The organism is Vreelandella profundi (assembly GCF_019722725.1).
Classification (GTDB): domain Bacteria; phylum Pseudomonadota; class Gammaproteobacteria; order Pseudomonadales; family Halomonadaceae; genus Vreelandella; species Vreelandella profundi.
The window spans coordinates 3,193,260-3,212,338 of the sequence record NZ_CP077941.1; the positions used below are offsets into that span (position 1 = coordinate 3,193,260).

Here is a 19,079-nt window from a genome sequence, read left to right on the forward strand (position 1 = left end):
ATTTACGCTATAACGTCAACTCTGATTGGCGGGGAATGAGAACTCCGCTCGCGTCGCTTCGCTAACGGAAGGCCAGCGTTGAGAAACGGCTTTTCGACGCGTGTAAAAGCGTACTGAGTCAGGCCCATAGGCGTGAAGATCGCCAAATAGCGAGCGCTTCCAGCCACCAAAGCTATGGTAAGCCACCGGTACAGGCAGCGGGACGTTAACACCGACCATGCCCACCTCAATACCGTCGGTAAAGCGTCGTGCGGCTTCACCGTCGCGGGTAAACAGGCAGGTACCGTTGCCGTATTCATGGTCATTAATTAGCTGCATGGCATCATCTAGGCTACCGACCCGCATGACGCAAAGCACTGGCCCGAAGATCTCTTCCTGATAAATACGCATATCAGCCGTGACATTATCGAACAGGCAGCCGCCAACAAAATATCCCTGTTCATGGCCTGATATCGTTAGGTCACGCCCATCAGCTACCAGCGTTGCACCTGATTTTACGCCCTCGTCGATAAAGCCCAGCACTTTGTCACGATGCTCTGCAGTCACTAGCGGGCCCATATCCAGCCCTTTCTCAGTGCCGGGGCCAATCTTCAGCTGCGCGATTTTTGGCAGCATGGTTTCGACCAAACGATTAGCCGTTTCATCACCAACACATACGGCAACTGAGATCGCCATGCAACGCTCGCCGCAGCTACCGTAAGCCGCGCCCATTAACGTATTAGCGGCGTTTTCCAAATCGGCATCGGGCAACACGACGGCATGATTTTTCGCACCGCCCAGCGCTTGAACGCGTTTACCAGCGGCCGCGCCACGGGTGTAAATAGCCTCAGCCACCGGCGTCGAACCCACAAACGAAATAGCCTTCACGGCCTTAGCATCCAAGAGCGTTTCCACCGCTTCGCGACCACCGTGAATCACGCTCATCACGCCTTTCGGTAGCCCTGCTTCTTGAAGCAGTTCAGCCACGGCCATTGAGGAAGATGGGTCTTTTTCCGACGGTTTGAGAATGAAGCAGTTGCCACAGGCAATTGCCATCGGATACATCCATAGCGGCACCATGGCCGGGAAGTTAAACGGGGTGATACCCGCAACGACGCCCAACGGTTGGAAATTAGACCACGCATCGATGCCAGGCCCTGCGTTGTGGGAATACTCACCTTTTAACAGTTCAGGCACGCCGCAGGCGTACTCAACGTTTTCAATGCCACGTTTGAGTTCACCCATGGCATCTTCTGGCGTTTTGCCGTGCTCTTCGCTAACCAATTGCACGATGCGGTCGGCGTGCTCTTCGAGCAGTTGCTTAAAGCGGTACATAACTTGCGCGCGCTTGGCCGGTGGCGTATCACGCCAGGCGGGAAACGCTGCCTGAGCGGCATCAATGGCCTTTTCAACATCGGCTGCAGAGCCGTCAGACACTTGGCGAATGACAGCTCCCGTTGAAGGATTGGTAACGTCCAGCGTGCGCTGGCCCTTCACTAACTCACCGTTAATCAGGTGGGAAATAACGCTCATTTTTATACTCCGAAATCGGTTTTATCAAAAAATAGGCTATGCCAACGAATCCAGGGTGGTCGCAACGGCGTCGAACAGGCGCTCTAGCTCGGCATCAGTGGTGCCAAAGGGAGGGCCAAATTGCAGCGTATCGCCGCCATAACGCACGTAAAAACCTGCCTTCCAAAGTGCCATATGCGCATCGCGCGGTCGAATCGTTGGGTCACCGTCACGAGGCGTTAGCTGGATCGCCCCGGCTAAGCCGTAATTGCGGATATCGACAACGTGGTTGCGGCCCTTGAGAGCATGCAATTTCTGCTCAAAAGTGGGCGCAATGGCGCTAACCTGGGCAGGGAAATTTTCACGCTCCATTAAATCAAGTGCGGCTAGCGCCGCCGCACAGGCCACCGGGTGAGCGCTGTAAGTGTAGCCGTGCGTAAACTCAACGGCATGTTGCGGCCCACCCACGTGCATAAAGGTGTCAAAAATCTCGCGTGATGCGATCACTGCACCCATGGGCACAGCGCCGTTAGTGATCTGTTTAGCGACGTTCATGATATCTGGCGTCACGCCAAAGGCCTGGGCACCGGTGGTCGCACCGCTACGCCCAAAGGCGGTAATCACTTCGTCAAAAATCAGCAGAATATCGTTAGCGGTGCAGATCTTGCGCAAACGATCCAGGTAGCCTTTGGGTGGCACAATTACGCCCGCCGAGCCGGACATGGGCTCAACAATCACCGCCGCAATCGTCGAGGCGTCGTGTAGGGCTATTTGATCGAGCAGCGCATCGGCAAGCTCAGCCCCCGTTTCTGCTTGGCCACGGGTGTAGGCGTGGCCCGCTTGCAGCGTGTGCGGCAGATGTGTGACATCCATCAACTGTCCGTAGTGCTTTCGATTGCCACCGATACCGCCAAGGCTTGTGCCACCGATATTAACGCCGTGATAGCCCTTAGCTCGGCCAATCAGGCGCGTTTTCTCAGGCTTGCCTTTAAGCCGCCAATAGGCTTTGGCCATCTTGACCGAGGTATCGGCCGCCTCGGAGCCAGAGTTGGTAAAAAACACGTGATCAAGCCCGGTAGGCATAAGGCTGGCGACTTTTTCCGCTAGTTTAAACGCCAGCGGGTGGCCAAGTTGAAAGCCTGGGGCAAAGTCGAGAGTGCCTAGCTGTGCCGCGACGGCTTTTTGAATTTCTTCACGATTATGGCCCGCGCCGCAGGTCCATAGCCCTGACAGCGAATCGAATAATTTGCGGCCTTGGTCATCGATGTAATAACGCCCTTCCGCCCCCGTGATAATGCGTGGGTTAGCGTGAAAATCACGGTTCGCGCTGAACGGCATCCAGAAATGCTGGTTAAGCGCACTGTTTGAGGCGCCCTGCTCTGACGGGAGTTCTGAAGAGTGCTCTGAAGGCAGTTCTGAAGAATACTCTGAAATTTGCGGTGTCGTTTTGCTTTTTATTCCAAACATGGTGTCCAGCTCCATCACATTAAGACGTTGCCTGAGCATGCGCCACTGACCATGTTTATAAAATTACGCGTTCCTGTTGTTCACGTTAGGGAATCTATACGTAACAACCGATTGTTTATCTCTACGCTGGCATGTAGTGAAGCAATAAAACATATAGTGAAGTAATAAAAATAGATTATTAATAAAAAGTGCCGCCAGCCGTATCTGTGCTAACTCATAAAGGAATGCCCATGAAATCTCTTACTGAACCAAGAACGGCTACCCACATGCTACGCACTGACAGTGATCGCCTTTGGCAGGCGCTCATGGAGATGGCCACGCTAGGCGCCACCGTCAAAGGTGGCGTTAATCGTCAAGCACTCACCGACCTGGATCGTCAGGGGCGCGATCTCTTTATCCAGTGGTGCAGAGCGGAAGGCTGCTCTATTCGTATTGATAATATCGGCAATATCTTTGCACGCCGAGAAGGCAGCGATCCCAGCGCCAAAACCGTGATGGCGGGTAGCCACCTGGATAGCCAGCCGACCGGCGGCAAGTATGACGGCTGCGTCGGCGTGCTGTCAGGTCTGGAAGTAATTCGCACCCTTAACCAGCATAACATCACCACTCAGTCCCCTATCGAAGTCGTCGCCTGGACGAACGAAGAAGGCTGCCGCTTCCCTCCTTGCATGATGGGCTCAGGCGTATTTACTGGCGAGCTTGAGTTTGATGCCATGATGGCGCGCACCGACGCTGATGGCGTGACGGTTAGCGATGCTCTGGACGCCATTCATTATCGTGGCAGTGATGAGGTGTCACCAAGCGAGATCAAAGCCTACTTTGAACCGCACATTGAGCAAGGGCCAATTCTCGAAGACACCGACACCACCATTGGCGTGGTTATCGGTGGATTAGGGCAGAAGTGGTTCGACTTAACGCTGACCGGGCTTGAAGCCCACGCGGGCCCTACGCCGATGAATCTTCGTCGGGATGCCATGATGGGGGCCGCAGAAGTCACTCAGGCACTCAACCGAATTGCCTTTGATCACCAACCCCACGGGCGCGGCACGGTGGGTTGTATGACGCTACACCCAGGTTCGCGCAACGTGATCCCCGGCCAGGTCAAAATGACCCTTGATATGCGCCACTGGGAGCCGGAAGCACTTATCACGATGAGCCAAGCGGTTGCCGCCGCCGTTGAAGATATTTGCCAACGCCATGGATTGGAGTACGAGTTAACCCCTACGGCGGATTTTGCACCAGAGCACTTTAATCAAGAATGTGTGGATGCTGTTCGCCAAGCGGCCGAAAAGCTCAACCTTTCACACATGGATATCATCAGCGGTGCAGGTCACGATGCGATGTTTGTGGGTCGCGTTGCCCCCGCTGCAATGATCTTTATTCCCTGCAAAGATGGCATTAGCCACAACGAGGCCGAAAGCGCCACCCTGCAGGATGTTCACGATGGCTGTAATGTGCTGCTACACGCAATGTTAGAGGCGGCGGGTACTGCCTAAGCCTTATTAAGCTACCGCATGAAAAGCGTCGCACGCGGTAGCACGCGCCCTACAGCACCACTTCATAGCCCTCAAACTTTGGCGGCCCAAGGTAAATCCCTTCAGGCGCTTTAGCACCCGCGTGGGCCTTGCGAAATGCGTCTGACTGGGTCCACGCGCGGAAAGCCTCTTCAGACTCCCAAGCGGTATGAGAAATGAAAACGGTGTGGTCTTCCTGGCTTTCGCCGCGCAGCATGTTGAACTGCTGGAAGCCTGGCACTTCATCAAGGTGAGAATCACGGTTGCGCCACACCTCTAGAAAATCTTCTTCACGGCCTGGGGCAATACGAAAACGGTTCATCGCGATATACATGATGGCTCTCCTGTTGGACGGAACCTGCTCGATTGGTGACGCAAACAATAGCTTGATGGTAACGTCACAGGCAAATGGCGAATAGGCTTAGCGGCGGATAGCCCTCAACGGTCAGGCTCCAGTATGAGTAAGGCAAGTCTTCAGGTCGTTTGGTTCAAACGCGATTTACGTCTGCATGATCACGCGCCGCTTTCTAACGCCGCCGCGGCTGGCCCCGTGCTGCCCGTATTTGCTATTGAGCCGGAGCAGTGGCAAGCGCCAGACAGCGCGCTGCGCCATTGGCAGTTTGCCGCTGATTCGCTGGTAGATCTTTCAAACGCACTCGAAACACTGAGCCTGCCGCTGTGTATTTGGCAAGGCGATATGGTCGATTTGCTGAACGCCCTGAAAACCCATTACGGCGAGTTTGTGCTTCATTCACATGAAGAGACCGGCAACGCCTGGAGTTTTGCCCGCGATCTCCGCGTCAAGGCATGGTGTCAGCAGCACGGCTCACCCTGGCATGAAGCACGCCAGCACGGCGTAGTGCGTGGTTTAAAATCCCGAGTAGATGACCGCAGTGCATGGGAAAAACAGTGGGAAACGTTAATGACGGCGCCCACCGCCACTGCCCCGCAAAGCGCCCAGGCGGCTGAGAACTGGCAAGCCTTTCACCATATTGACGTCGAACAGCTTCACGACCTGACGCTGGGGTTTGATACCACGCCCTGCCCAGAGCGACAGCCGGGCGGTCGCAGTGAAGGGCGCGCCCTGTGGCGCAGCTTTGTGGCACAGCGCGGGCGGCGCTATCGCGGCTCCATTTCTAAACCACTGCTGGCCTGGGAATTTGGCTCACGGCTTTCGCCGCACTTGGCCTGGGGTACGCTCTCCATGCGCGAAGTGGTGCAGTCACTGCGACGCCAGCGCAAAAAGCATGCTGAAGATACCCAGTGGTCGCGCTCGCTGCGCGCCTTTGCCTCTCGGCTTCACTGGCACTGCCACTTTATTCAGAAGCTTGAAAGCGAGCCGAGCATGGAGTCGCAAACCCTACACCCGGCGCTAAGCGGCCTGCGGGAACGCGACTCAGACCATCCCAATCTCATTGCCTGGAAGCGCGGCCAAACCGGCGTGCCGCTGGTGGATGCCTGCATGCGCAGCCTAATCGCTACCGGGTGGATCAACTTTCGCATGCGCGCGATGCTAATCTCCCACGCCACCTTTGGCCTCGGGCTGCATTGGGTTGAGCCCGCCCTGCACCTGGCGCGGCTGTTTATCGATTTTGAGCCGGGCATTCACTATCCCCAGGTGCAGATGCAGGCAGGCGCTACGGGCATCAACGCGCTGCGGGTATACAACCCTATTAAGCAGGCGGAGGATAACGACCCCAGCGGTGAGTTTATCGCTCGCTGGGTGCCTGAATTAACGACGCTGCCGATCGAATGGCGCGCCAAGCCCTGGGAGTTACCCGAAAGCTTGCGCCAACGGTTCGGCTTTCAGCCCGGCATAAACTACCCCATCCCTCACGACTTTGAAGCCGAAGCAAGGCACTGGAAAAAGCTGCTGTATGAACTTCGCCGCACCCCAGACGCAAGAGAAGCCAGCCAAGCTATTGTGGATAAACTCGCCAGCCAGCGCCGTCCTTCAAAGCAGCGCGCTAAAAAAGCAAAACCCGCCAATCGCCAGCAGCTTTCTCTGTTTGACGAGGGCGGGTTGGAGGAATAGGTAGCCGTTACGCTTAGCTATAACTCTATTTGTCGATCAGCACACCGGCCTAATATCTCTAAACCCACGTTCAACTCTTCAAACTAACGCAAAGCTTTGCGGCAATTTTGGAGCCGTGAAGCGGTGGAAAATCAGTTGCCGTGCGGCCGATTGTTAAATCATTATGCGTACGCTACTCTGTACATGAACAACATTCTGTACAGGAGAAACCTATGGATGCCATTAGCTACACAGCCGCTAGAACCAACCTAGCAAAAACTATGGAGCAAGTCTGTGAAGACCATTCTCCTATGATCATCACACGGAGCAAGTCACAATCTGTGGTAATGATATCTCTTGATGACTATGAGGCACTGCAAGAGACTGCACACCTTCTTCGCACACCAAAAAACGCCCGTCGTTTGTTGGAGTCCATTGACGAGCTAGAGCAAGGCAGTGGTCAAGAAAAGGAACTTCTTGAATGAAACTCATCTTCTCCGAGAACGCCTGGGAGGACTATCTGTACTGGCAGAAAACTGACAAAAAGATTCTGAACCGAATCAACAAGCTGATAAAGGAGACCAAACGAGAACCGTTCGAGGGTGTTGGCAAACCGGAAGCCCTCAAACACAGCCTTTCTGGTTACTGGTCCCGCCGAATTAACGAAGAACACCGCATCGTTTATAAGGTCACGGATGACGCATTGCTCATTGCACAGCTTCGGCACCACTACTGATTTAACGCTTTTCTCACGAGCGGACGCGAAGCGGCTGTCTCGTGCAGAAACTTGTTAACCCCTAAGCGCGAGGTCTTCACGAATGACCTCAGGATGACGGAAGGCAATTTCTATAAGTGCTTGAGCTGGTCCCGATGGCTTACGACGCCCTTGCTCCCACTCCTGCAATGTGCGAGCAGAAATGTGTAGCACCTCAGCAAACTGAAGCTGTGTCAGACCAGTCTTGCTCCGAGCCTCTACCACCTCATTGGGCGCTGCCAGACTAACCCGTGCAGACTTGCTCGCTTTCATCTCTTTGACTGATTGGAGCAACTTGTTGCCAAGCTCTTCTGCAGTCAGGGCCTCATTACTCATTTTCAAGCACCTCTCGAATCGACCTCAGGATATGCGCGGGGATGTTTTCGCGAACAGCCTTCTTGTAGATAACTAAAAGCCAAATTTCGCCATTTGCCAGTCTAGTAAAGTAGACAACTCGTACGCCACCGCGTTTCCCGGAACCAGCAACTGACCAACGAACTTTTCTACAACCGCCGCTGCCAGGAATCGGATCGCCAACCTCTGGGTTAGCTGCAAGCCAAGAAAAGAAACTGTTACGCTCATCCTCCGACCAGATTTTGTCGACGTCTGCTTTGAACGTGGGTGTTTCGATGACCGTGTACATAGGGAGCATGATACGTCATTGACGTATTCATGAAAAGAGGTTTTTAAAAAGGGTTAACGCCGGCCACAGCGGTGAGTTGAACTGGCGCTTTTTCGCGGCTCTTTGCAAAAAAAGTGACAGCTTGACGAGTCTATTGCTGGCCCTTGTTACACGACTGCATAATTAGAGACCTCAATTAAATTTGCGTCAGGATCTCTGAAGTATGCCGAATGAATTGTACCTAAAGCGCCTGTTCTAGAAACTGGGCCTTCGATTACTTTAACACCTTTACTCTCAATATCTTTTATTGCTTCGGTGATAGGCGTATCTATGATAAAGCATAAACTTTCTGAACTCGCCTTAACATTTAATGCCTTGGATTCAAATTCATTTCCTAATTGATGGAGATTAATTTTTTGCTGACCAAAACTTAAGGCCTTGCGGCCTTCACCGAATTCAATTTCCTTCATACCCATAACAGATGTATAAAACTGAACTGTCACATCAATATTTTTTACAGTAAGAACTAGATGATCAATTCTGTTTACTTCCACAATGCATAATCCCTTTCACCGTGTAAAGCCGCAATGTGCGGATTTTTAAAGTGGAGGCGGAGCCGGGGCTTTAAATATACCGAACCATTGCCTTGTTATAAGCTTAATCTTTCCATTCCCTGCTTAGATCAACAGCGCTCCATCTCGAAGATGCATTTCTAAGCTTGCTGTAATTAATTGCATCATCACCTAAAACCATTTGCGTTTTATAACGGTTTTCCTCGCTTGGGCCTTTTCCACTATCCTTAGACCAGTATATCCAGGTATCAAAGTATGGGCGATCTCGATCTTCTGTGACATCTGGTCGCAAACGTATTATTTCGTTCGGCGGAGGGTTTCTTTCTACTATCGCTTTAACTGGAATCACTGCATTGAGTTTTTCAAGAAACTCCTTTGGTATCAATTTATTACCAGAGCCCCTGCCAGCATTCAACAACTTTGCAAGTTCACCATAAAATTCATCAAAAAAAGGTGCTATCCAATATCCAGTTTTTACTTGCAACAAGAAGAATTTAGGGTTTAATCCTCTGGATGTTAATGAAAGCGTAAAATTAGGCTTGTCTCTCGTTGAGAATAAGCAATCAAAGCTAATTGCGCCTAAAGTCACCTGAAACTGCTGCATGTCGCTGCGAATAGCGATCATGCTTTTGTGCAGTTCCTGTAGTGAAGTCATCTTCATACGAGCTCCTTATACACAATACTATACTCAACGACTGGGTGGCTTATAACGCCTCACTCACCGGAATTTTAGGAGCGCAGCGAGTAAAATTTCCGAGTGCAGTGACTTGTTAGCATTACATTTAAAACTTAATCAGCATCTAAAATTTCTGTCAAGTAAGCTGCGCCATGCTTTTTACACCAAAAGCTCTTTAAAACCATTGCCTTGTCAAAAGAGAACTTATCATCATTGCTAATATCCACTTCTTCCCATAAATACACAGGATCGCCACATTCGCATGAGTACAATGCTTTCGTTGATTTTAATTTTGAGTGGTATTTATCGGAAACATGGATTTCATTGCTATCGGACAGGCTGGCCAGCTTAGAAGCCATATTAACTGTTTTACCCGCCCACACTTCATTATGCATATCCCCTCTCGAAACACTTTTACGAAGACCTATTTTACTTACCAATAATGTAGCTTGATGGATACCAATATGAACACCTGTATCAACATTAGTTTTGTTAGCTACTTTTGCCATAAATTCTTCTTTTATAAAAGTCTTGAAAGTAACAGCGGACGCAAATGCTGCGTGTACTTTATTCGAGTTAAACAAAGCAAAAACACCATCACCTTTAATATCTATATAAGAAGCCCCGAACTCTTTAAATAACCTAACAGCTGTACCCGTGAAAAGAGTATATGCTCTGCCAGTAGTTCCGGCATGATGCGAAGCGCTCAGTTTTGTTGAGTTCTTCATATCTACAAAAACACATATAACATCCTTTATTTTTAACCATTTTGCAGAGCCCTCGCCGGGAATATCCACTACATTAGGTATTTCATTAACTTCTTCAGTGAAGACGCGTACATTAAACTTATCTACTTGTTTTCTTATTATTTCTTTTATGTTATCGGGCAATTGATCTTTGCTTATCATTCTTTACTCCATGAAGTTTATTATTCCAAAAGATAACAAAAATAAGACAACTGCCGATATCGTAAAGATAGCTGATAACTTAAACCGCTTATATTTATCAAATGCTATTTCTGAGTTTGTAACTATCTGTTTACTTAAATCAACCTCAAACTCGGTAAACGTAGTTTTTTCTTCTTCGTAACCCAGTTTCTTTGCGAGTAATTTAAGATAATCCCTGGCATCATATTTTGCTGAGTGAGCGAAATATAGACAGTTGTCAGACGGACTGGGTTTTTCAGGTTTAAACCAACGCTGTTGCAAAATTGGTAGAAATGAAATAATGCAAATTAGGGTAGAGACAGCAACAAGAGAATAACCTGTCATATTAAGCCAGTACGATATCTTTGGAACGAAATCTACGGCGCTCAATACTCGTGTGACTCCCCAAATCATACCACCATTCAGTAAAAGCAATGATGCGTTTTTTTGCTCAGCAAATTTCAGCCATTCATTAACGTTTTTAAAAACTCCATCCAACTTTAAATGATAGTCTTCATTCATCTGTTCTACCTCAGTGCTTTTAGACTTCATGCTGACTCCGCAGTAATGCTAACGCCAAAATTAAGCGGCGACCCGACAGGGGCGTCCGGTGGACGGCCGCAGGCCGGGAACGAACTTGAATGATTGGTTATGTGTATAATTGTTGTCATCAGTGTCCGGTACTACTTGGAACTAACAGCAAGACGCGCTCCCAAGGTTACAAATAGAGCCCCAAGTCCCCGATCCATCCATAATCCAACTCGTCGATTTCTCTTTAAATATGCGCCTAGTCGCGACCCTGCCATAATGAGGGGCGGCTCAATAAAAGCTGCTACAACGATTATCAGACTTCCGTGAAGAAACAGTTGGGCGCCAACAGAGCCCGCCCCCTCGACGACAAATTGTGGTAAGAACGCGAGGAAAAAGATGGCCACTTTCGGGTTGAGAGCAGAAACTAATGCCCCCTGCCAAAAAATCGAATGCGTACTTGGGTTGCCTGATTGTCCATCTGAGATAAACGAATCACCGCGGGATAACAGCATGCCAATCCCAAGCCATATCAAATACGCAGCACCCAGCCATTTAACAATTGAGAAAGCCAAAGCTGAAGTTGCGAGGATTGCTGAAAGCCCTAGCGCGGCCATAGCCACGTGCAGCGACGCGCCCGCCCAAATGCCAAACATTCCCGCAAAACCCTGCCGACGCCCATTGCGTAATGTTTGGCCTAGAATAAAAGCAATATCGGGCCCTGGCGAAAGGTTCAAAAGCACAGCGGCAGACAAAAAAGTTACCCAGTGAACAGCAGTGTATTCGAACATTTTATTTCTCCCGTATAGCTAGATGGCCACGTACACATAACAGGTATTAGACAGCGCATCCTATGATTGGATAAACGCGCCGACATTATTGTCCGAAAAATGCAGCCGGCTATATTTTCCCAACTCTTTGATCCTTATTTTTATTAATTTAAATTAGGCTGCATATCCAAAACTCGCGCTTCTGCTGCATTTGTCGGCACATCAATTACCAAACCAAATCCAGCTTAGCACAGGGTGCTTAGGGCGACTGATTATCTTAGGTCTAGGCTTTCAACGCCCATAAAAAACCCGCCAATCGCCAGCAGCTTTCGCTGTTTGACGAGGGCGGGCCAGAGCATGACAGCGCTTAGCGTGTCGGCGACTTGCCACTTAGGCGAATCACTTTCCCCATGGTCAATCCCTGCACGACAATCGAGAAGACCACCACGCAGTAGGTCAGCGTCAGCACCAGGTTACGCAGCTCACTTTCCGGCAGCGAAAGCGCCATGGCCACCGAAATGCCGCCGCGCAGTCCACCCCAGGTGAGAATCCGGATCACGCCCGGTGACTGGCTTGTCACTCGGCTCAGCGGGCCCATGATGATAGACACGCAGAAGCCCCGCGTGGCCAGAACGATAGGGATCGCCAAAGCACCCGCTAGCAGCCAGGCACGTTCAATGGGCAGGATAAGCAGCTCCAGACCAATCAGCAAAAAGAGCACCACGTTTAGAATCTCGTCGATCAGTTCCCAAAAGGTATCCACGTTTTCGCGAGTTTTGTCCGACATGGCGAACAGCCACCCGTGATTGCCCACAAACAGCCCAGCGACTACCACGGCGATAGGCGCGGATAGATGCAGGCTATCCGCCAGGGCATAAAGCCCCATGGCCAAGGCTAGTGTGAGCAGCACCTCAACCTGGTAGTTATCAACGCGTTTGAGCATCTGATAGGTCAGGTATCCCGCTATTGAGGCCAATAGCAGCGCCCCGCCCACTTCCTTGAGCAGCAGCATACCGATCGCAGCCGCATCGATAGGAGACGCTAGATGCGACCCCTCCGCGGCGGCCGCGTCCAGTCCGGAAAGCTGCAAAAGCACCAGAAACACCACCACGCCCAGGCCGTCATTGAACAGCGACTCCCCCGCTATCTGGCTCTCAAGCTGTTCAGAGACGCCGACGGATTTCATGATGGCGACCACCGCGATAGGATCGGTCGGTGAAATCAAGGCGCCAAACAGCAGGGCATGCAGGAAGGGAATGCTTAGTCCCATCCAATCCAGTACTAGCCAGGTCAAGGTGCCGACGATGAAGGTGGACATCAAAGTACCCACGACGGCGAGTAGCGCAATGGGTAGCCATTCTTTTCTCAGGTTATCGAGCTTGACATGGATAGCGGCAGCAAACAGCAGAAAGGCCAGCATCCCATGCAGTACTACCTGGTTAAAGTCGATACGCGCCACCAGGGCCGTCGCCTCGTCACGTAGCCCATCGCTGTAGGGGCTGACCACGATCAGGATAAGTGAGGCGACCAGCGCCACCAGCATGACGCCAATGGTCGTCGGCAGCTTGATGTAGCGATAATTGAAATAACTCGATACGGCGGCGAGCGTGATCAATATGCTCATCAAAGAGAATATGCTCATCCAAGCTCCTGATTGAAACGACGAAGGTGTATGTAGGAAGCGCGGCGGTAGCATCGCTCGCTTCGCTTTGAGGGCCGGCGCTCCGGCATATTTTTAGTGAGCCAATGCGACTCTAAAATGCGAAACCCGCCATCGCCATCAGCGAACGCTGTTGGCGATGGCGGGCTATCAATACCGACCCCAGTTTATCAGCTAAGCGCTTCCAGCGATGCCTCGATAATGCTCAACCCTTCCTCCAACACCACAGACGATACCGTCAGCGGCACCAGAATACGGATGCTGTTGCCGTAGAAGCCGCAGGAAAGCAGGATCAAGCCTTTCTCGCGGGCTTTGGCACATAGCGCGCCGGTCATCTGAGTATCTGGCTTGCCGTCGCTATCGAGCAGTTCAAATGCCGCCATAGCGCCGAGCTGGCGGCCGTGGGCTACCGCGGGGAAGCGCGCTTCCCACACGCCAAAGCGCTCGGCCAGCATCTTGCCCATCTGCTCGCTGCGGGCCAGAATATTTTCCTCTTCGATCACCTCAATCACCGCCAGCGCCGCCGCGCAGGAGAGCGGGTTGCCGCTGTAGGTGCCGCCTAGCGAGTTGGGGCCAGAAGCGTCCATCACCTTGGCAGTGCCTACGACGGCAGAAAGCGGCATGCCGTTTGCCAGGCTCTTGGCGGTGGTGAGAATATCCGCCTCGATGCCGCTATGTTCCAGGGCAAACAATTTGCCGGTGCGGGCAAAGCCGGACTGCACTTCGTCGGCAATCAGCAAAATGCCGTGCTCGTCACACAGGGCGCGCAGCGCTTTCAGATAGCCCGGTGAGGCGATGTAGAAACCGCCTTCGCCCTGTACCGGCTCGATCACGATCGCCGCCGTACGATGGGGGGCGATATCGGTTTTGAACAGCGTGCGAATAGCCTCAAGCGAGGCCTCTTCGCTGATGCCGTGCAGCGGGTTCGGGAACGGTGCGCGGAACACGTCGCCCGGCATCGGGCCGAAGTCATTCTTGTAGGGCAGCACTTTGCCGGTCATCGCCAACGTCATCATGGTCCGGCCATGGAAGGCGCCATCAAACGTGATAATGCCGGTGCGCCCAGTGGCAGCGCGGGCAATTTTGACGGCGTTTTCCAGCGCTTCGGCACCGGTATTGACTAGCATCGCCTTGCGCTCGGGGCCACGCACCGGGGTCAGTTCACAGAGCTTTTGGCACAGCTGCACGTAGGGTGCGTAGGAGATCACCGCCGCGCTGGTGTGCATCACTTTTTTCAGCTGCGCTTCGACCGCTGCGACGATTTTTGGGTGGCGATGGCCTAGATTAAGAACACCGATGCCGCCAGCGAAGTCGATCCAACGTTGGCCGTCGGCGTCCCACAGCTCGGCATTTTCCGCATATTCGGCGAAGGCCGTATTGGCGGTCGCCGCGCCGTTGGCCACATAGCGGTTTTTCAGTTCGTTCAGTTCTTGGTTGGTCATCATTGCTCTCTTTATAAACCGCCAACACAGACGTATTTCAGTTCGGTAAATTCATCAAGACCGTGGTGAGAGCCTTCGCGGCCCAGCCCGGACTCTTTTACGCCGCCGAAGGGCGCAAGCTCTGTGGAGATCAAGCCTTCATTGACGCCCACCATGCCGTACTCCAGCTGCTCCATGGTGTGCCAGATACGGCGATAATCCGTGGCGTAGAAGTATGCTGCCAGGCCGAACGGCGTATCATTGGCCATCTGGATAGCGTCTTCGTCGCGCGTAAAACGGAACACTGGCGCAACGGGGCCGAAGGTTTCCTCGTCGGCCACCGCCATGGCGGTGGTGACATCCGCCAGTACCGTGGGCGTAAAGAATCGCTCGCCGGCGGCGTGGGGCTGGCCACCGCACATAAGGCGCGCGCCGTGGCTTATCGCATCATCGACATGGCGCTGTACTTTCTCGACCGCCGCCTGATTGATCAGCGGGCCAATCACGTTGCCGTCGGCTAAACCATCGCCCACGCTAAGTGCCTTAACGCGCTCGGTCAGCCTGCTGACAAAGGCATCATAGATGCCGTCCTGGACTAAAAATCGATTGGTACAGACACAGGTTTGCCCGGCGTTGCGAAATTTAGACGCAATGGCGCCGTCAACGGCGGCGTCCACATCGGCATCGTCAAAGACGATGAACGGCGCGTTGCCGCCCAGCTCCATAGCGGTTTTCTTCACCGTGCTGGCACACTGAGCCAGCAGGCGCTTGCCCACTGGCGTGGAGCCGGTGAACGAGACCTTGCGCACCCGCGGGTCGGTCGTCAGCACTTCGCCTATCGCTACCGGTTTAGAAGCAGTGATGACGTTGATAGTACCCACGGGCAGGCCTGCTTCCAGTGCCAGATACGCGGCAGCAAGCGCGGTCAGCGGCGTGGCTTCAGCAGGTTTGATCACTACCGTGCAGCCCGCAGCCAGGGCTGGCGCGCACTTACGGGTAATCATCGCCAGCGGGAAGTTCCAGGGCGTAATCGCGGCGACCACGCCGACCGGCTCGCGCAGCACCAGCAGGCGCTTGTCGGCGCCGTGGCTGGGCAAGGTTTCCCCCGCCATGCGCTTGGCTTCTTCAGCAAAGAACTCAATAAACGAGGCGCCATAAATCACTTCGCCCTTGGCTTCTGCCAGCGGCTTGCCCTGCTCTAACGTCATCAAGCGAGCAAGGTCATCGGCGTGCTCAATGATCAGCTCAAACCAGCGGCGCAGCAGCGCTGAGCGTTGTTTCACTGGGGTGGCGCGCCAGGCAGTGCCAGCGTTGTAGGCGGCTGCCACGGCGTCACGGGTATCGTCGGCGCCCATTTCGGCCACGCGGGCAATCGTTTCGCCGGTGGCGGGGTTATCGACGGCAAAGGTTTGCTGGCCGATGCGCCACTCACCGCCCACCAGGGCAGGAACTGCATCGTGCAACCACTGTTCGATAAAGCTCATACATTACTCCTAGGTAACGAGGTAAAAGGCTTACAGATCCATCTTCATATGGCGGTCGCTGTAATCACGGCCGTAGGTGCGCAAGGCATGGATATACAGCACGATGCCTAGCGCTGCCCAACCGGCAAAGATGGTCCATTCAGCACCGCTCAACGCTGCCGGGCTACCCGGCAGATAAAGACATGCCATGCCAAAGGAAAGGATGACGGCGAAGATGCCGCATAGTTTGCCGTTACTCACCTTGAAGGGGCGCGGCATATCCGGCTCGCGCACTCGCAGCACCACAAACGAAATGGCAACAAACAAATAGGCGATCACAATGCCTAAACCACCGGCGTTAACGATCCACACCAGCGCTGGGCGGCCAAAAAACGGCGCCAGACAAGAGAGAAACCCCATCATGAAGATGGCATTGGTGGGTGTTCTATAGCGAGGGTGTAGCTTGGCGAATGGCGACGGCAGCATGCCCGCTTTAGCAAGCGCATAAATGGCGCGCGAGCCGCCAATGTAGAAGGCGTTCCAGCTGGTGATAATGCCTGCAATGCCGGCCATCACCATAAGATTACTTGCCCAGGCTGCGTTGAACAGTGAGCCCATGGCGTCCGGCACGCTGAGCGAGCTGGCCCCTAGTTCGTCGCTATTGAGCGCAAGGCTGGTGGCCAAAATAATCAGCGCGTACCACACTACGGCCAAAATGACCGACATCATCAGCACGTTGCCAATGGCTTTATAGGGCAGATTAATCTCTTCCGCCGCTTGAGGAATAACGTCAAAGCCCACAAACAGAAACGGCACCATGACCAGCACGGCGACGATGCCCGCGAAGACGCCGGTGTCGGCCTGCGTAAAGAGCGGCAGCATATTGATCGTTTCGCCTTCAAACAGCGAACCGGTCACAAACATGACGCCCACCAACAAAATCAACCCGGTGACTACCTTTTGCAGCAGCGCCGCAGTGGTTACACCGAAGTAGTTAATCACCATCATGGCCAGCGAACCGCCCACGCCTACCGCTACCCAGGTGGCTTTCACTTCCCATCCGGCAATCGTCCAAAGATGACCGACTGCGTAGTTAGGCGCTAAGTGCTCGATCACCGTTGGCAGTGCGACGGCTTCAAAGGCGACCACGCTTAAGTAGCCTAAAATAATCGCCCAGGTGCATAAAAACGAAGGCAGATGACCCAGCGCACGGTAGCTATACACATGCTCACCGCCGACTTTGGGCATGGCAGAAGCAAGCTCTGCATAGGTAAGGCCCACCAATACAATGGCTAAGCCACCGATAATAAACGCTATAATGGCGCCTACGCTGCCTGCCGATTGAATCGCGGTGCCGGTAAGTACAATCCAGCCCCAGCCAATCATCGCGCCGAAAGCCAGCGCTAACACATCGCCACGGGCAAGTACTCGGACTAAGCCGTCCTGCTCTGATGAAGGTGTGGTCATTGTCAGTGTCCTGTGAGTTATTAGAGTGGGTTATTAGAGTGAATTATTGGATGTTGTTGTGGGCGCTCGGAGGCGCAGTATCCTGATCCTGTTTCAAAGGACTTGCCTAACAGAATAGCAACACGCTAGCAGGCGGCGAGGAAAAGGCGAATGCACCACTTTTGCGTTCAACTAGACCACTTCTTGCACGCACCAAAAGAGTGCGGAATATAGCTAATGCTTTCGTCTAAACACCTAGCAACAGCGGGCTCAGAGGGGAAAAGGAGGCGTCGATATGGATCGAAGGCAGGTCATGCACCAGCTTGAACAACTTTATGCACTCCAACCCGAGCGGTTAAGTAAGCAGGTGCGTATTGAGCAGGCGCTACGCCAAGCCATTACTCAACAATGGCCTTCTGGGCTGCGGCTGCCCTCCCATCGCCAGTTAGCGGATGCTCTCGGCGTTGCCCGTCAAACGCTGGCGCTAGCGGTGCGAACGCTTCTGGAAGAAGCTCTGCTTAAAACCGCCCATGGGCAAGGCACCTGGACCTGCAGGCCCGTTACGGCGATCACGCCGCCCACTGGCAATACACCGCTTTCTGTACGTGCCAGGCGAGTGCTCGATGGCCCCGGCGCCAGCATGATTCAAAGCGGCGCGTTTGTACCCGGTATACCTGACATTGCGCAGTTTCCGATGCGTAAGTGGCGACAGCTCTACTCAAGCGTAACGGTGCCGCAAAATGCCCTGCTGCTGTCCTACTCCACCGGTGGCTATGGCCCGCTAAAACGGGCAATACGTGATTTCCTAGCCCGCTGGCGCAATTTTAGCTGCGACATTGAGCAGATCATTATTACCGACGGCACCCATAACGGCATCGAACTCTGCGCCATGGCGCTGGCTGATGTGGGCGACACCGTTGCCATGGAATCGCCCTGCTATTGGGGGGCGCGCAATGTGTTTACCGCGACCGGTTTAGAGATTGAGATGTTGGCGTGGCAGCCCGGCCAGGGGCACGCGCTGCCAGCGTCGCCGGGGCCTGTAAAGCTTGCTTATCTCACCGGTTCACACCACTACCCGCTCAGCGTGCCCACCAGCGCGGTCGACAAACAACGCTTATGTGATGCGCTAACGCCGGCTTATATTATCGAAGATGACTACGAGTTTAATCGTGACGATCACGCTAACCTGCTCTTTGACCCGCACTCTGAACGCCACTTGCTGGTCGGCTCGTTTTCCAAGATGATGTTTCCGGGTCTTCGCCTAGGCTATTTAGTCGTACCGCGGCATTTAGCCGGGCCCATGAATCGCCTGCGTAGCGAGCTGTTCCGTGAAGGCCGCATGCTGGATCAGGCTGTGCTTGCGCAGTTTATATTTGACGGCGATTTAGATGCCTGGTGTCGGCGCATTCAGCGCGACTATTTAGGACGCCAACAGGTGCTGCATGACCAGCTGTGCTCGCTGCCTCATGTGCGCAGCGTTTCGCCACCCACTAGCGCTATCAGTTTATGTCTTGAATTTGAGCCGCATATCAACGATGTGCAGATTGCCCAAACGCTGTTAAAAGAGCATTTGATTGTGCGCCCCTTAAGCCCGGTATGCACAAAAGGCGACCTGCGTTCGGGGCTGGTCATGGGGGTAGGCATGCTGTCGGGAGAAACCCTGGCAAGTGAAGCACAGCGGCTGCGCCGTTGTTTAGAGGCGCTGCTGCGCTAAGCACCGACGCGTGCCTGTTAATGACTACAAACCGATTGGTA

At 53.2% G+C, this 19,079-nt stretch carries 19 protein-coding genes; 5 read left to right on the forward strand and 14 right to left on the reverse strand.

Features of this window, described 5'->3' with window-relative positions:
• Window positions 1–15 precede the first annotated feature (15 nt).
• Both KUO20_RS14600 and aptA read right to left on the reverse strand, forming a co-directional pair.
• A complete protein-coding gene (locus KUO20_RS14600) occupies window positions 16–1,512 on the reverse strand; it encodes a CoA-acylating methylmalonate-semialdehyde dehydrogenase (RefSeq protein ID WP_235040561.1) in 1,497 nt (498 codons plus the stop codon).
• Window positions 1,513–1,548: 36 nt separating this feature from the next.
• Complete coding sequence (gene aptA / locus KUO20_RS14605; RefSeq protein WP_273543278.1) at window positions 1,549–2,958, reverse strand: omega-aminotransferase AptA; 1,410 nt, start codon at window positions 2,956–2,958, stop codon at window positions 1,549–1,551.
• A gap of 230 nt (window positions 2,959–3,188) precedes the next feature.
• Here aptA and KUO20_RS14610 point away from each other — a divergent pair, with 230 nt between their 5' ends.
• Window positions 3,189–4,454 (forward strand): Zn-dependent hydrolase, encoded by a 1,266-nt coding sequence (locus tag KUO20_RS14610; RefSeq protein ID WP_235040562.1) that lies wholly within the window; start codon window positions 3,189–3,191, stop codon window positions 4,452–4,454.
• A 49-nt stretch (window positions 4,455–4,503) separates the two neighbouring features.
• Here the strand turns inward: KUO20_RS14610 and hmuQ are convergent, their stop codons facing one another.
• The gene (gene hmuQ, locus KUO20_RS14615; RefSeq protein ID WP_235040563.1) at window positions 4,504–4,806 is read right to left on the reverse strand and encodes a heme-degrading protein HmuQ; all 303 of its coding nucleotides are present in this window, start codon (window positions 4,804–4,806) and stop codon (window positions 4,504–4,506) included.
• A 123-nt stretch (window positions 4,807–4,929) separates the two neighbouring features.
• Here hmuQ and KUO20_RS14620 point away from each other — a divergent pair, with 123 nt between their 5' ends.
• The 3 genes from KUO20_RS14620 to KUO20_RS14630 all read left to right on the forward strand — a co-directional run bounded on the left by KUO20_RS14620 (window position 4,930) and on the right by KUO20_RS14630 (window position 7,222).
• Window positions 4,930–6,507, forward strand: coding sequence for a cryptochrome/deoxyribodipyrimidine photo-lyase family protein (locus KUO20_RS14620; RefSeq protein ID WP_235040564.1), 1,578 nt, complete (start codon window positions 4,930–4,932; stop codon window positions 6,505–6,507).
• Between the two features lie 212 nt (window positions 6,508–6,719).
• Complete coding sequence (locus tag KUO20_RS14625; protein WP_235040565.1) at window positions 6,720–6,971, forward strand: type II toxin-antitoxin system Phd/YefM family antitoxin; 252 nt, start codon at window positions 6,720–6,722, stop codon at window positions 6,969–6,971.
• Complete coding sequence (locus KUO20_RS14630) at window positions 6,968–7,222, forward strand: Txe/YoeB family addiction module toxin (protein ID WP_096277600.1); 255 nt, start codon at window positions 6,968–6,970, stop codon at window positions 7,220–7,222. Before KUO20_RS14625 ends, KUO20_RS14630 begins: the two co-directional genes overlap by 4 nt.
• A gap of 54 nt (window positions 7,223–7,276) precedes the next feature.
• Here KUO20_RS14630 and KUO20_RS14635 read toward each other — a convergent pair whose 3' ends face one another.
• The 11 genes from KUO20_RS14635 to KUO20_RS14685 form a co-directional block, all read right to left on the reverse strand.
• Window positions 7,277–7,576 (reverse strand): helix-turn-helix domain-containing protein, encoded by a 300-nt coding sequence (locus tag KUO20_RS14635; RefSeq protein WP_235040566.1) that lies wholly within the window; start codon window positions 7,574–7,576, stop codon window positions 7,277–7,279.
• Window positions 7,569–7,892, reverse strand: coding sequence for a transcriptional regulator (locus KUO20_RS14640; protein WP_235040567.1), 324 nt, complete (start codon window positions 7,890–7,892; stop codon window positions 7,569–7,571). The genes KUO20_RS14635 and KUO20_RS14640 overlap by 8 nt, the downstream gene beginning before the upstream one ends.
• Window positions 7,893–8,029: 137 nt before the next feature.
• Entirely contained in the window at window positions 8,030–8,416 is a 387-nt protein-coding gene (locus tag KUO20_RS14645) for a VOC family protein (protein ID WP_235040568.1), read from the reverse strand.
• Between the two features lie 103 nt (window positions 8,417–8,519).
• Window positions 8,520–9,095, reverse strand: a complete 576-nt coding sequence (locus KUO20_RS14650) for a DUF6037 family protein (RefSeq protein ID WP_235040569.1) — start codon at window positions 9,093–9,095, stop codon at window positions 8,520–8,522.
• 128 nt (window positions 9,096–9,223) lie between these two features.
• Window positions 9,224–10,018 carry an adenylate/guanylate cyclase domain-containing protein gene (locus KUO20_RS14655; protein ID WP_235040570.1) on the reverse strand — a complete coding sequence of 265 codons (795 nt, stop codon included), beginning with the start codon at window positions 10,016–10,018 and terminating at the stop codon, window positions 9,224–9,226.
• 3 nt (window positions 10,019–10,021) lie between these two features.
• Window positions 10,022–10,588 carry a Pycsar system effector family protein gene (locus tag KUO20_RS14660; protein ID WP_235040571.1) on the reverse strand — a complete coding sequence of 189 codons (567 nt, stop codon included), beginning with the start codon at window positions 10,586–10,588 and terminating at the stop codon, window positions 10,022–10,024.
• Window positions 10,589–10,719: 131 nt separating this feature from the next.
• A complete protein-coding gene (locus tag KUO20_RS14665; RefSeq protein ID WP_235040572.1) occupies window positions 10,720–11,355 on the reverse strand; it encodes a LysE family translocator in 636 nt (211 codons plus the stop codon).
• 346 nt (window positions 11,356–11,701) lie between these two features.
• A complete protein-coding gene (locus KUO20_RS14670) occupies window positions 11,702–12,976 on the reverse strand; it encodes a cation:proton antiporter (protein WP_235040573.1) in 1,275 nt (424 codons plus the stop codon).
• A gap of 188 nt (window positions 12,977–13,164) precedes the next feature.
• The gene (gabT, locus tag KUO20_RS14675) at window positions 13,165–14,436 is read right to left on the reverse strand and encodes a 4-aminobutyrate--2-oxoglutarate transaminase (protein ID WP_235040574.1); all 1,272 of its coding nucleotides are present in this window, start codon (window positions 14,434–14,436) and stop codon (window positions 13,165–13,167) included.
• Between the two features lie 11 nt (window positions 14,437–14,447).
• Window positions 14,448–15,899 carry an NAD-dependent succinate-semialdehyde dehydrogenase gene (locus tag KUO20_RS14680; protein WP_235040575.1) on the reverse strand — a complete coding sequence of 484 codons (1,452 nt, stop codon included), beginning with the start codon at window positions 15,897–15,899 and terminating at the stop codon, window positions 14,448–14,450.
• A 30-nt stretch (window positions 15,900–15,929) separates the two neighbouring features.
• On the reverse strand, window positions 15,930–17,345 hold the full coding sequence (locus tag KUO20_RS14685) for an APC family permease (protein ID WP_235040576.1): 1,416 nt from the start codon (window positions 17,343–17,345) through the stop codon (window positions 15,930–15,932).
• 274 nt (window positions 17,346–17,619) lie between these two features.
• On the opposite strand from KUO20_RS14685, the gene KUO20_RS14690 reads away from it, so the two are divergent.
• Window positions 17,620–19,038, forward strand: coding sequence for an aminotransferase-like domain-containing protein (locus KUO20_RS14690; RefSeq protein WP_235040577.1), 1,419 nt, complete (start codon window positions 17,620–17,622; stop codon window positions 19,036–19,038).
• Window positions 19,039–19,079: the final 41 nt, after the last annotated feature.

Bases quoted from the DNA above. Each gene is read 5' to 3' on its own strand.
- KUO20_RS14600 (WP_235040561.1), bottom strand. From the start codon at position 1,512: ATGAGCGTTATTTCCCACCTGATTAACGGTGAGTTAGTGAAGGGCCAG.
- KUO20_RS14625 (WP_235040565.1), top strand. From the start codon at position 6,720: ATGGATGCCATTAGCTACACAGCCGCTAGAACCAACCTAGCAAAAACT.
- KUO20_RS14655 (WP_235040570.1), bottom strand. From the start codon at position 10,018: ATGATAAGCAAAGATCAATTGCCCGATAACATAAAAGAAATAATAAGA.
- KUO20_RS14610 (WP_235040562.1), top strand. From the start codon at position 3,189: ATGAAATCTCTTACTGAACCAAGAACGGCTACCCACATGCTACGCACT.
- KUO20_RS14690 (WP_235040577.1), top strand. From the start codon at position 17,620: ATGGATCGAAGGCAGGTCATGCACCAGCTTGAACAACTTTATGCACTC.
- KUO20_RS14635 (WP_235040566.1), bottom strand. From the start codon at position 7,576: ATGAGTAATGAGGCCCTGACTGCAGAAGAGCTTGGCAACAAGTTGCTC.
- KUO20_RS14680 (WP_235040575.1), bottom strand. From the start codon at position 15,899: ATGAGCTTTATCGAACAGTGGTTGCACGATGCAGTTCCTGCCCTGGTG.
- KUO20_RS14685 (WP_235040576.1), bottom strand. From the start codon at position 17,345: ATGACCACACCTTCATCAGAGCAGGACGGCTTAGTCCGAGTACTTGCC.
- aptA (WP_273543278.1), bottom strand. From the start codon at position 2,958: ATGTTTGGAATAAAAAGCAAAACGACACCGCAAATTTCAGAGTATTCT.
- KUO20_RS14670 (WP_235040573.1), bottom strand. From the start codon at position 12,976: ATGAGCATATTCTCTTTGATGAGCATATTGATCACGCTCGCCGCCGTA.
- gabT (WP_235040574.1), bottom strand. From the start codon at position 14,436: ATGACCAACCAAGAACTGAACGAACTGAAAAACCGCTATGTGGCCAAC.
- KUO20_RS14650 (WP_235040569.1), bottom strand. From the start codon at position 9,095: ATGAAGATGACTTCACTACAGGAACTGCACAAAAGCATGATCGCTATT.
- KUO20_RS14665 (WP_235040572.1), bottom strand. From the start codon at position 11,355: ATGTTCGAATACACTGCTGTTCACTGGGTAACTTTTTTGTCTGCCGCT.
- KUO20_RS14630 (WP_096277600.1), top strand. From the start codon at position 6,968: ATGAAACTCATCTTCTCCGAGAACGCCTGGGAGGACTATCTGTACTGG.
- KUO20_RS14640 (WP_235040567.1), bottom strand. From the start codon at position 7,892: ATGCTCCCTATGTACACGGTCATCGAAACACCCACGTTCAAAGCAGAC.
- hmuQ (WP_235040563.1), bottom strand. From the start codon at position 4,806: ATGTATATCGCGATGAACCGTTTTCGTATTGCCCCAGGCCGTGAAGAA.
- KUO20_RS14620 (WP_235040564.1), top strand. From the start codon at position 4,930: ATGAGTAAGGCAAGTCTTCAGGTCGTTTGGTTCAAACGCGATTTACGT.
- KUO20_RS14660 (WP_235040571.1), bottom strand. From the start codon at position 10,588: ATGAAGTCTAAAAGCACTGAGGTAGAACAGATGAATGAAGACTATCAT.